The 12,195-nt window shown below is 69.2% G+C and carries 10 protein-coding genes; 4 read left to right on the top strand and 6 right to left on the bottom strand.

Translation table 11 applies throughout. The features are described from left to right. Window positions 1–64 precede the first annotated feature (64 nt). From JJ691_RS26800 to JJ691_RS26790, 3 genes are all read left to right on the top strand, one after another. On the top strand, window positions 65–973 hold the full coding sequence (locus JJ691_RS26800; protein WP_211762403.1) for an RluA family pseudouridine synthase: 909 nt from the start codon (window positions 65–67) through the stop codon (window positions 971–973). Window positions 974–1,496: 523 nt separating this feature from the next. Beyond that, window positions 1,497–2,492: a tryptophan dimethylallyltransferase family protein gene (locus tag JJ691_RS26795; RefSeq protein WP_249227030.1), complete on the top strand. Its 996-nt coding sequence runs from the start codon at window positions 1,497–1,499 to the stop codon at window positions 2,490–2,492. Window positions 2,493–2,512: 20 nt separating this feature from the next. After that, entirely contained in the window at window positions 2,513–3,889 is a 1,377-nt protein-coding gene (locus tag JJ691_RS26790) for a tryptophanase (RefSeq protein WP_211762401.1), read from the top strand. A 56-nt stretch (window positions 3,890–3,945) separates the two neighbouring features. On the opposite strand, the gene JJ691_RS26785 is transcribed toward JJ691_RS26790, so the two are convergent. The 4 genes from JJ691_RS26785 to JJ691_RS26770 are packed head-to-tail and all read right to left on the bottom strand — an operon-like array spanning window position 3,946 to window position 7,965. Continuing rightward, on the bottom strand, window positions 3,946–4,557 hold the full coding sequence (locus JJ691_RS26785; protein WP_211762400.1) for a GTP-binding protein: 612 nt from the start codon (window positions 4,555–4,557) through the stop codon (window positions 3,946–3,948). Beyond that, window positions 4,538–4,906 carry a DUF742 domain-containing protein gene (locus tag JJ691_RS26780; RefSeq protein WP_211762399.1) on the bottom strand — a complete coding sequence of 123 codons (369 nt, stop codon included), beginning with the start codon at window positions 4,904–4,906 and terminating at the stop codon, window positions 4,538–4,540. Before JJ691_RS26780 ends, JJ691_RS26785 begins: the two co-directional genes overlap by 20 nt. Before the next feature lie 3 nt (window positions 4,907–4,909). Continuing rightward, window positions 4,910–5,338, bottom strand: a complete 429-nt coding sequence (locus tag JJ691_RS26775) for a roadblock/LC7 domain-containing protein (RefSeq protein ID WP_211762398.1) — start codon at window positions 5,336–5,338, stop codon at window positions 4,910–4,912. After that, entirely contained in the window at window positions 5,338–7,965 is a 2,628-nt protein-coding gene (locus JJ691_RS26770) for a sensor histidine kinase (protein WP_211762397.1), read from the bottom strand. Before JJ691_RS26770 ends, JJ691_RS26775 begins: the two co-directional genes overlap by 1 nt. A gap of 392 nt (window positions 7,966–8,357) precedes the next feature. On the opposite strand from JJ691_RS26770, the gene JJ691_RS26765 reads away from it, so the two are divergent. Beyond that, window positions 8,358–8,825, top strand: coding sequence for a hypothetical protein (locus JJ691_RS26765; RefSeq protein ID WP_211762396.1), 468 nt, complete (start codon window positions 8,358–8,360; stop codon window positions 8,823–8,825). Between the two features lie 314 nt (window positions 8,826–9,139). Here JJ691_RS26765 and recQ read toward each other — a convergent pair whose 3' ends face one another. Further along, window positions 9,140–10,957 carry a DNA helicase RecQ gene (recQ, locus tag JJ691_RS26760; RefSeq protein WP_211762395.1) on the bottom strand — a complete coding sequence of 606 codons (1,818 nt, stop codon included), beginning with the start codon at window positions 10,955–10,957 and terminating at the stop codon, window positions 9,140–9,142. Further along, on the bottom strand, window positions 10,954–12,129 hold the full coding sequence (locus tag JJ691_RS26755) for an FAD-dependent monooxygenase (protein ID WP_211762394.1): 1,176 nt from the start codon (window positions 12,127–12,129) through the stop codon (window positions 10,954–10,956). Before JJ691_RS26755 ends, recQ begins: the two co-directional genes overlap by 4 nt. Window positions 12,130–12,195: the final 66 nt, after the last annotated feature.

Genomic DNA, 12,195 nt, shown 5'->3' with positions numbered 1-12,195 from the left:
ATCCGAAGGGCCCTTTCCTCACGGGGAAAGGGCCCTTCGCGCGCTTGCCGTACGCTGAGTCCCGATGAGACGCCGAGCCAAGCCGCCGCTGCCGCAGCGCCTCGGCCTCGACCCGGTGCGGATGCGGATGCCGGCGGAGGGGCCGTGGCGGACGCTGCGCGAGCACCTGGTGTTCCGACTGCCCAGAGTGGACCCGGCGCGCATCGACGAGATGTTGCGGGAGCAGCGGATCGTCGACCTGGCGGGGCCGCTGGGCCCGGACGCGCCGTTCGTGCCGGACGGGGTGATCTGGTTCCACCGGGACCTGCCGGTGGAGACCCCGGTGCCGTTCGCCATCGACATCGTGCACCGCGACGACGAGCTGCTGGTCGTGGACAAGCCGCACTTCCTGGCCACCATCCCGCGGGGACAGCACATCGCCGAGACCGCCCTGGTGCGCCTGCGCCGGGATCTCGACCTGCCGGATCTCGTCCCCGCGCACCGGTTGGACCGGGTCACGGCCGGCCTGGTGCTGTTCGTCATCCGCCCCGAGGTTCGCGGCCGTTACCAGACGATGTTCCGGGATCGCTTGGTGCACAAGGAATATGAGGCCGTCGCCCGGCACCGTCCCGAATTGGCGCTGCCGACCACGGTGCGCAGCCGAATCGTCAAGGAGAAGGGTGTGATCGTGGCGCAGGAGGTGCCCGGGCCGGCCAACGCCGAGACCATTGTGGAGCTCGTCGAGCACCGCGACGGCCTCGGCCGCTATCGGCTGCGCCCACTCACCGGCCGCACCCACCAGTTGCGGCTGCACATGAGCGGTCTCGGCGTGCCCATCCTGCACGACGACTTTTATCCGGAGCTCACCGAGAAGCCCCTCGACGACTTCTCCGATCCACTCCAGCTGCTGGCCAAGGTGCTGGAGTTCGACGATCCGGTGACCGGGAGGCCCCGCCGCTTCGAGAGCCGCCGAGCACTGTCCGCCTGGGACTGACGCCGCTGTCCTAAAGTGCTTGTCCCAAAGTGGACATTCGTTGCGTTCGAATCTTTGTTCGAATACGATGGGGTCGCGCTCAGTGGCAAACGTTAACGGTGTGTGCGTTTGCTCGCAGCGCGGACGCGAGATCCTAGCATGCTTAACGTCTCGCGAGTGGGTGAATTCCGGACTCCGGTCGGCGCACCCCTGTTGATATGCGAAAACGTGCCCGAGGTCGACATGTTCGACTTCCGTTGACATTCTCACAATGCGTCGCCAACTCCGCTGGGTTATGGAAAGTTGAGCATGCAAACGCCGGATAGGCGGTATGCCGGTTCGGGGGGCCTGTGTAGGTTTCTGGACAGCTTGCAGGGACGCTGGACAGGTGATTAATGTAACGAGTCATCGGAGTCGAAGGATGATCGTGCGGTCCCTTTCGTTGCGTGAACATGTGTGCGCTCAGCTGCGCAGTCTGTGTGTCGCGGTGGGCTTGGCGGACGCCGAGACGCCGGTGAGCATTCTCACATTGCTATTGGGTGCGGTGGGTGAGCGGCCCCCGGCCGAGCCGCCGATATGGGCCTCGCACGTATCGGACGACCTGACGCCGGTCGAATTCTCGCTCGCGATTGACGAGGACGGTTCGCCGGCCCTGCGAATGCTCGTCGAACCGATCGCCGACGGCTCCGGTGTGTTGGCCAACAATCGGGTCGCGCGGCGGGTGCTCGCCGCGCTGGCCGAACGGTACGACATTCCACTCGACAAGTTCGAGGAGGTGTGGGGACTGTTCGCGCCGGGCGAGCCGAGTGGACGTTTCGGGATGTGGTTCTCCGTCATTTTCCGTCGGGACGCCGCACCGGATTTCAAGGTCTACTTCAATCCCTCGGCCCGTGGCGAGGAACGCGCCCCGGCGCTGGTGGCGGAGGCGCTGGCCCGGTTGGGGCTCGACGCGGCGTACGGACTGGTCAGGGACCGTGCGGCCACCCGGCCGGAGCTGGACCGGCTGACCTTCTTCGCCCTTGATCTGCATTCCCGGTCCGAGGCCCGGGTGAAGATCTACGTCTCCCACTACGACGCCGGCCTGGCCACCGTCGAGCGCGCCGTGGACGGCGTCCCGGGCGTCGCGTTGGACCGGGTCCGCGAGTTCTACTCGATCATCGGCGGCGACCTCGATCGACGGCTGACCGGGCTGCCCTCGCTGTCGAGCTATTCGTTCGTCACGGGGAATCCGGACGTGCCGAACAACTACTCCTTGTACCTGCCGATCCGCGATCTTGTGCCCGATGACGAGGCGGCGGCGGAGCGGGTGATGACATTGATGGATCAATGGGGCCTGGATCGACCGCTGTTGGAGCGCTCCATCGAAGCCGTGTGCGCACGGCGACTGGAGGACGGGGTCGGGCTGATCGCCTACGCCTCGTTGCGGATGGGTCCGGACCGGTCCGGGATCACGGTGTACCTGTCGTCGGAGGCGTACGCGACGATGCCGCCGCGGTCCGGGGCGCGCACAGCCGTCCAACTTTCACAAGCGAACCTGTAGAGAGGTGGAAGGGTCATCCCATGCCCATCATCGAACCGTACCGGATCAAGGTCGTCGAGCCGATCCCGCTGACCACGCGGGAGGCCCGTGAGCGCTCACTGTCTCGTGCCGGCTACAACGCCTTCAACCTCCGGGCCGACGAGGTCACCATCGACCTGATGTCGGACTCGGGCACCGGCGCGGTGTCGGTGGCGCAGGAGTCGGCGGCGGCGCTGGGCGACGAGTCCTACGCGGGCGCCCGCTCCTTCTACCGATTCCACGGGGTGCTCAGCGAGCTGACCGGGTTCCCGCACATCTTCCCGGCACATCAGGGCCGGGCCGCGGAGCGCATCCTGTTCGGCGCGCTATTGGAGCCGGGCCAGATCACCCTGAGCAACACTCACTTCGACACCACCCGGGCCAATGTCGAGCTGTTGCGCTGCGAGGCGCGCGACCTGCCGTGCCCGGAGGCGGCCGACCTGGACAGTCTGGATCCGTTCAAGGGCAACATCGACCTGGCCGAGTTGGAGCGGACGCTGACCGGGCCGGACGGCGGCCGGGTCGGCTTCGTGATCATGACGATCACCAACAACGGCGGCGCCGGCCAGCCGGTGTCGATGGCCAACATCGAGGCCGCCGGCGCGCTCTGCCGTCGCCACCACGTGCCGTTCCTGTTGGACGCGGCCCGGTTCGCCGAGAACGCGTGGCTGGTGACCCAGCGGGAGCCCGGATATGAGCACTGCTCGCCGACCGAGGTGGCCCGCAAGGCGTTCCGGCTGGCCGACGGCTGCGTGGCCAGCCTGAAGAAGGACGGGATCTCGCCGATGGGCGCGTTCCTGGCCATGAACGACCCGGAGCTGGCCTCGCGCTGCGAGCTGATCCTCACCGCCACCGAGGGCTTCCGCACCTACGGCGGCCTGGCCGGCCACGAGCTCGACCGGCTGGCCCAGGGCCTGCGCGAGGTGCTTGAGCCCGACTACCTGCGGTCCCGGGCGGCGGCCGCGGCCCACCTGGCCCAGTTGGCCAACGAGGCCGGCGTCGACGTCGTGCAGCCGCCGGGCATCCACGCCCTGTACGTCAACGCCGGGCGCCTGCTGCCGCACATCCCGCCGGGCCGCTTCCCCGGCCACGCCCTGGCCTGCCAGCTGTACCTGGAGGGCGGCATCCGCTGCGTCGAACTGGGTTCGCTGTACCTGGGCACCCTCGACGACGACTACGAACTCGTCACGCCCGCACCGTACGAGCTGGTCCGGCTGGCGCTGCCGCGTCGGGTCTACACCCAGAGCCACTACGAGTACGTCGCGGAGACGCTGGCCACCATCGCCAAGAACCCGGAGCGCGTGCCCGGCTACCGAATGGTTGAGACCACGCCGATCCTGCGGCACTTCAACTCCCGCATGGCGCCCGTGCAGATGTAGGCCCACACAGGAAAGGGCCCCGCCGGACGCGTCGGCGGGGCCCTTTTTCCGTTGTCTCAGGCGGAAGCCTTCTCGCCCTCCACCGGCAGCCGGCTCATCGCGTGCTCGATCAGCCGGATCAGGATCAGCTTGCTGGCGTCCCGCTGACGGGCGTCGCAGGGCACGATCGGGATACCCGGGCTGATCGCCAGCGCCGAGCGGATCTCCTCCGGCTCGTAGCGGTGCTTGGCCCCGTCGAAGTGGTTGATGCCCACCACGAACGGGATCTCGCGCCGTTCGAAGAAGTCGATCGCCGCGAAGCTGGTGTCCAGCCGACGGGTGTCGATCAGCACGATGGCGCCGATGGCGCCGCGCGCGAGTTCGTCCCACATGAACCAGAACCGGTCCTGCCCGGGCGTGCCGAACAGGTACAGCACCAGCTTGGGGCTGATCGTGATGCGGCCGAAGTCCAACGCCACCGTGGTGGTCGTCTTGCCTTCGATGCCGGCGAGGTCGTCGACGCCGCTGCTGGCCTCGGTCAGTAGTTCCTCGGTGCTCAGCGGCGGGATCTCGCTGACCGACGCGACCATGGTGGTCTTGCCGACGCCGAAGCCGCCGGCCACCAGGATCTTCACCGACTCGGGGGCCAGCGCCGCGGCCTGACGCTGGTCAGAGTGCACGGACACCATCGAGCACCGCCTGGAGGAGGTCGCGACCCGGCGCTTGCAGGGCCTGTGCTGGGGGACGGACAACCACGTCGCCGCGATCCATCAGGTCACTGATCAGGACCTTGATCACGACGAGCGGCACGTTCACGTACGAGGCGAGCTCGGCCACCGACAGCGCGCGGTGGCACAGCTCGAGGATGGCCTGGTGCTCGGGACCGAGGCCGAGTCGCTCGGTGGCCGACGGCACGGTCACCACCTGGGTGGCTACGTCCAGCCAGGTGGCGCCGGGCCGGGTGCGCCCGCCGGTCATCGCGTACGGCCGGACGAGCGGGCCGTTCTCCTCGTCGAACCACTGTGTCTCCTCGGTCATCGGCTACGCCCTCTGACCGGTGTCCGCGGCCGCCGCGCTGCGCGGCGCCGAGCTCAGGTACACGCCGACCTGCTTGACGAGCAGGTTCATCTCGTAGGCGATCAGGCCGACGTCGGCGCTCTCGGTGGCCAGCACCGCCAGGCACGCGCCCCGGCCGGCCGCGGTCACGAACAGGTAGGCGTGCTCCATCTCGACGATGGTCTGCCGCACCTGCCCGCCGCTGAAGTGCCGGCCGGCGCCTCTGGCCAGGCTCTGGAAGGCCGAGGCCATCGCCGACAACTGGTCGGAGTCGTCGCGCGAGAGTTCCCTGGACTTGCCGATCAGCAGTCCGTCCGCCGACAACACGACGGCGTGCTGGGCGTCGACGACCCGCTCGACCAGGTTGTCCAGCAGCCAGTTGAGGTCGGTCTCCGAAGTGGCCTTCTCGTTCATCAGTCCTGACTTCCCTGTGCCTGCGGTGAAAAGTCCGAGGATTCGCCGGCGCGGCGGCCCAGCAGGGAACCGCTCTGGAATGCCGACATGGTCCGACGGATCTCCTCGGGAGACTTGCCCTGGTCGTCGTCGAGCTCGGGTTCCGGCTCGTCGTAGAGGTCGCCGCGCAGCTGCGGCGCGAGGTTGTGCTGGGGCTGCCGCTGCGGCAGGACCGGACGGCTGCCGGTGGCGCCGAACGAGGGCTCCTCGTCCGCGACCTCCGCGGCCGGCGGCGACGGGGGTAAGGGGTCGACGCCCTGGATGTCAGCGCCGGGGAGGTCGATGTGCTGCGCGCCCACGCCGCGGGAGTCGATGCCGTGGGAGTCGATGCCCTGGATCTCGCTGGCGGCCCGGTTGAAGCTGTCCTGGCCGTAGCCGTTGTGCCGGTGGCTGTCGCGGCCGAAGCCGTCCTGGCCGTCGCCGCTCTGGCCGACCATCGGCGGCGCGACCCGCTGGGCCTGCGCCGGCGGCGCGGCGACCTGCTGGCGCGCGCCGGTGGTCTGCACCGAGTCGGCCAACCGGGACCGGCTCAACGCCCAGAACTCGTCCAGCTCGTTGGCCCCGCTCATGTCCTCCTCCTGGTACTCGCCGGACACCGGCTGGCCGACGACCGGCACCAGGTGGCCGGTGACGGACTCGGCGTAGGGCTCCTCGTCGCGGGCCAGCAGCTGGTTGGGCAGCAGCACGATGGCCCGCGTGCCGCCGTAGGGCGAGACCCGGAACTCGACGTTGATCTCCAGCCGGGACGCCAGCCGCGCGATCACGAACAGGCCCAGCCGGGAGTCGGACTTCAGGGCCATGGCGTCGAACTCGGGGGCGTCGATCATCATCGCGTTGGCCCGGGCCCGGTCCTCGTCGCTCATGCCCAGACCCTGGTCCTCGACCTCGACCACCACGCCGCGGGCCACCGGCGTGCTGCCGACCAGCACCTGGGAGCGCGGCGGCGAGAACGACGTCGCGTTGTCCACCAGCTCGGCGATCAGGTGGATGGTGTCGGCCACCGCGGAGCCGACGATGGCCACGTCCGGGCCGCGCTCCACCTGAACCCGGTGGTACAGCTCGGTTTCCGACACCGCGGCCCGCAGCACGTCGACCAGCTTGACCGGCTTGCGCCAGCGCCGGCCGGGCAGCTCGCCGCCCAGGATGATCAGGTTCTCCGCGTTGCGCCGGGCCCGGGTGGCCAGGTGGTCCAGCTGGAACAGGCGCTCCAGCTGCTGCGGGTTCTCCTCGCCGCGTTCCATCGTGTCCAGGATCTTCAGCTGCCGGTGCACCAGGCCCTGGTTGCGGTGGGCGATGCTGAGGAACACGTTGTGCACGCCGTCGCGGGCCTGGGCCTCGGTGACGGCCGCGGTGACGGCGGTGTACTGGGCGGCGTTGAACGCGTCGGCCACCTGCCCGATCTCGTCGCCGCCGAATTTCAGGTCGGGCAGCTCGGCGCGCACGTCCACGGTCTGGCCGTCACGCAGCCGCCGCACGATGTCGGGCAGCCGCTCCTGGGCCGAGCGCAGCGCCTCCTCCTTCATCTTGGTCAGTCGGGTGACCAGGGTGCGGTCGACCAGGGTGCGGGACACCCGGACCGCGAAGAAGATGGCGCCGACCGCGGCCAGCAGGGCCAGCACGCTGCCGACGATCACGGTGGTGAGCTGGCTGTTGCTGTCGTCGATGGCCTGGCTGGAGACCTCGTTGGCCTGGTCGACGGTGAGCGAGACCAGCTGGTCGGAGACCCGGTTGGTCAGGTCCAGCCAGGCGCCCTGGCTGGTGGGCAGGCCGGCCAGGCCCTTGGTCCAGGCGCCGTGCTCGATGAACGCGTTCTCGGTGTCGACGAGCTGCTTCCAGTCGTCGCCGGCCAGCAGCGCGTTGAACCGGTTCTGGATGTCGGACTGCACGAACGGGACGGTGGTGTCCAGCTCGGAGTGGTAGGCCGCGACCTGGTTCGAGTACTGGAGGTGGTCGGCCGGGCTGAGCGTGCCGGCGGCGAAGCCGCTGGAGATCAGCGTGGCCGAGCGGGACATGAGGTCGGTGGCGCGGAAGACCGCCGCCGAGGTGACGCCGCCCAGTGAGACGGTGACGGCGGGCAGGATGCGGGCCTGGGTGTCGAACAGGCTCCAGGCCGAGTCCAGCATCGTGTTGTAGAACTGGAAGACCTGGGCCTTGTCGATGGTCTTGCTGTCGACCTCGGCGCGGATCTTGGGCAGCTGCTCGATGCTGGCGTTGAGCTTGGCCAGCCCCTGCACGACCGGCGGCGGCGCGTTCTGGGCCAGCGCGTCGGCCGCGGTTTTCATCGTGGCCAGGTACTTGTCGGTCTGCTGCTCCTGGTTGTGCAGCGTGTTCAGGTCGTTCGACGATCCGCTCAGGAAGGCGGTGCCCAGCTGGCGTTCCTTCTGCGCCGAGGCCAGCGCGGTGACCGCCGGGATCGACACCTCACGGACGCCGCTGACCACCAGTTTCACGTAGATCGCGTCGAAGACCAGGTACGATGCGGCCACCGTCCACAGCACGACCAGCGCGATACTGGGAATCAGCACCGCGCCAACCAATCGCGACTTGATCGACCGGTTCGCCTTGTCCGGCTTGTCCTTGTTCTTCACGACGCTCCATCACCGACCCTGAGGTGTGCGGTTCGTGGCCTCACACCGACCGTCCTGGCGGACGGTCGGCGATTTCGGCGGCGGTCACTCCCCGTTCCTTGCCGGCCGCACTCGTGGCCGTCTTCGGACAGGAAGCATCCGCTCACCGATCTTGATCTTCTTGCGGCCAGGAAATCTAGCACGTTCCAGTTCGCACGCGAACAGTCCGCGGCTCGGCGAGGCGGCCTTTTCCCGACTACTGCGGTGAGCGCGCCGAAGCATGCGCCGAACGGTCGCAAGTCGTTAGGTCGGACTGTCGCCTAGGGGCGGTTCTGGCCCCGATCTTTCACTCGTTCGGTGGTACGCACCCTGCGGTTCGGCGGGATATGGGGCCGAAAGTTTCGTCGCTATCGGTGTTCAACCGGATCGGTACAGTGATCATTCGCGGGTTCGGCGAATTCTCTGTCTTCATCGTGAAAATTCGGTCCGGCATTACCGTCGGTGAAACGCTTGTCCGCGCTGATCTGCGTTTATGTGCCGACGTGCAGATGCACGTGCACGAAGGTGCACGCACGAGGCGTCACGACTGGTCGCTGATCGTGTCGGTCGGCTCCTCGACGTGCTCCCGTCAGCCGAACCGCCGCGTCCGATCGACAGCGATCGGCACGCCGGGCCGACTATCGCGGCGGCCGCGGGTGGGACTGCGGTCCGTCGCCAGGCGAGTGCGCGGCGGCGTGGCGGTCGGTCGTCGCGCCTCGGCGCGGTCGGTCCGGCGCGGTCGGCCGGAGTGGGTCTGGGCCCAGCGGTGCAGTGTCGGCTGCGCCGACCGTCACAAGGGCAACCGCCGACCGGTCGTGCCGAGAAAAGAGTCACCGCATTGACGATATTCGTGCGAAAACGTTTTTGCCGGCCGGTCTGCGCCCGCTGCCTGCGCTGTTCGACGCCCGTGCGCCCGTCGCGACAGTGGACCGGGAGTCCGTGTCGCTGACGGGCCTCTGGTCAGCGCCTTCTCGGTGGAACGGTGGGATTCCGGCCGCCGATTCCGGCGGCGGACGGGCTCTCATCGGCGCGCCGGGAATACGGCACAAGGTCGCTGTGGGTATCCTGTGTCGACGGTCTTGTGGTGCCGCGTCCCACATTTGTCGCGTGTGCGTGGTCGAATTTATGTCCTTTTAACGACCACTGTGCGTGTTGTTCACGCCCCCGGGCTGAGGGTGTCCAGGATGGCCTGGCCGTATTTGGCGAGTTTGTTCTCGCCGACGCCGCTGACCGTGCCCAGCTCGGCCAGGCTGGTCGGGGCCTGGGTGGCGATCTGGCGCAGCGTCGCGTCGTGGAAGATCACGTAGGCCGGCACGCCCTGCTCGCGGGCGGTCGCGGCACGCCACGCCCGCAGCTGCTCGAAGACCGGGGCGGCCTCGGCCGGCAGGTCGGCGACCGCGGCGGCGGCCTTGGTGGAGCGGGCCGCCCGGGGCGCCTTGACGGCGGTCTCCCGGCGCAGCCGGACCTCGCGCCTGCGGCCGAGCACGTCGGCGCTGGCCTCGGTCAGCGACAACGTGCCGTAGTCGCCCTCCACGGCCAGCAGGCCCTGGGCCAGCAGCTGCCGCACCACGCCGCGCCACTCCGACTCGTTGAGCTCCTCGCCGATGCCGAACACCGTGAGCCCGTCGTGGTCGTGCTGGATCACCTTGGCGGTCTTGCGGCCCAGCAGGATGTCGATGACCTGCCCGGCCCCGAAGCGCTGCCGGCGCTCCTTGTCCAGTCGGAACACCGCGGACAGGAACTTCTGCGCCGCCACGGTTCCGTCCCACGACTCGGGCGGCGTCAGGCAGGTGTCGCAGTTGCCGCAGGGCTCGGTGAGCGTCTCGCCGAAGTAGGCCAGCAGGTTGCCGCGCCGGCACTGCACGGTCTCGCACAGCGCGAGCATCGAGTTCAGGTGCTGCCCGAGCCGCCGCCGGTGCGCGTCGTCGCCCTCGGAGGTGTCGATCATCTTGCGCTGCTGGATCACGTCCTGCAGGCCGTAGGCCAGCCACGCGGTGGACGGCAGCCCGTCCCGGCCGGCGCGGCCGGTCTCCTGGTAGTAGCCCTCGACCGACTTGGGCAGGTCCAGGTGGGCCACGAAGCGTACGTCCGGCTTGTCGATGCCCATGCCGAAGGCGATGGTGGCCACCATGACCACGCCGTCCTCGCGCAGGAACCGGGCCTGGTTGGCGGCGCGGGTCTGGCTGTCCAGCCCGGCGTGGTAGGGCAGCGCCGGAATCCCTTGCTCGGTAAGCCATTCCGCCGTCTTGTCAACCGAGGACCGGGACAGGCAGTAGACGATGCCGGCGTCGCCGGAGTGCTCGGTGCGCAACAGGTCCAGCAGCTGCCGCTTGGGCTCGTTCTTGGGCGCGATGCGGTACTGGATGTTGGGCCGGTCGAAGCTGGACACGAAGTGCCGGGCCTGCTCCAGGTTGAGCCGGCTGGCGATCTCCTTGCGGGTGGCCTCGGTCGCGGTCGCCGTCAGCGCGATCCGCGGGACGTCCGGCCAGCGCTCGTGCAGGTGGGACAGCTGGAGGTAGTCCGGCCGGAAGTCGTGCCCCCACTGGGAGACGCAGTGCGCCTCGTCGATGGCGAACAGCGACACCTTGCCCCGCTCCAGCAGCCGCGGCGTGGACTCCATGCGCAGCCGCTCCGGCGCCAGGTACAGCAGGTCCAGCTCGCCGGCCACGAACATGGCCTCCACCATCTGGCGCTCGCCCGGATCCTGAGTGGAGTTCAGGAAACCGGCCCGCACGCCGAGCGCGCTCAGCGCGTCCACCTGGTCCTGCATCAGCGCGATCAGCGGCGAGACCACCACGCCCACGCCGTCCCGGACCAGCGCGGGGATCTGGTAGCACAACGACTTTCCGCCGCCGGTCGGCATCAGCACCAGCGCGTCGCCGCCGGCCACGACATGCTCCACGATGGCCTGTTGGTCGCCGCGGAACGAGTCGTAGCCGAAGACGGTGCGCAGCACATGAGCCGGATCTGTCACGCCGCCCGAGTGTAGTCCGGCAACTCGATCGAGTCGGCGGTGCGGTTGACCAGCCACGTCAGCAGACCGTTGAGCGGCTTGAGGTTGAGCACCCGGTACACGCGGCTGCGGCCGCGGATGCCCCGCGCGCTGTCCGGCGCGAAGAAGCCGCCGGCCCGCTTGGCCTGGTTCTGGCCCATCTTGGCGGAGGGTCGGATGATCCGCTCGTAGGCGGCGAAAGCCTGGTCGTGGCCCGAATTCGTGGCCAGCTCGCCGGCCAGCACGTAGGCGCCGACCATGGCCAGGCCGGTGCCGCCGCCGCCCGGGCCGGCCGACCACGCGGCGTCGCCGACGAGCACCACACGGCCCTTCGACCACTTGTCAAGTCGCACCTGGCTGAGCGAGTCGAAGAACAGCGTGTCGGTCTTCGCCAGGCCGTCCAGCAGGATCGGCAGCTGCCAGCCGGCGGTCCGGAACTTCTCGGCCAGGATCCGCTTGTGCTGCTCGGTGTCACGCCGGTCGTAGGACAGCGGCTCGGACGCGAAGACCAGCATCGCGCCCAGGGTGTCGCGGTCGACAGCGCTCGTCACCATCGCGCCGAGGCCCGGCTCGGCGTACAGCTGGCCGGCGTGGTCCAGCCGGAGGTGGTTGGGCACGGTGAAGTAGGCGGCGTAGTAGCCGAGGTGGGTGGCGAAGTCCCGCTCCGGCCCGAAGACCAGCGACCGCACCCCGGAGTGCGCGCCGTCCGCGCCGACCACCAGGTCGAAGGTGCGGGGCGCGCCCTTGGCGAAGGTGACGTCCACGCCGCCGGCGTGCTCGGTCAGCGCGGTGATCCGGTCGCCGAAGACGTACTCCACCTTGTTCTTGGTGTGCTCGTACAGCACCCGGCTGAGGTCGCCGCGGGGGATCTCCACCTCGCCGCTCATCACCGCCGACGGCACCCGCGCCTGGTACCGGCCGTCGCCGTCGACGATCGTCACGTCGCCCATCCGCGTGCTGCGGGCCTCGACGTCGGCCAGCACGCCCATCTTGCGCAGGATCTCCAGTTGCTCGCCCCGGAAGTCGACGGCCGAGCCGCCGGCCCGCAGCGCCGGGGCCTGCTCGACGACGGTGACCTCGAAGCCGTGGCGGTGCAGCCAGTAGGCGGCGGTCGGGCCGGCGATGCTCGCCCCGGAAACCAGGATCTTCGTCATGACTGCCTCCATCGATCGGTGTGTGTCCACACCGTCGCGGCCGGCCCTGACCGTCGGCTGACCAAC

Origin of the sequence: Kutzneria sp. CA-103260, assembly GCF_018263855.1 — a bacterium.
Lineage (GTDB): Bacteria > Actinomycetota > Actinomycetes > Mycobacteriales > Pseudonocardiaceae > Kutzneria.
This window is presented reverse-complemented; position numbering and strand designations above follow the sequence as displayed.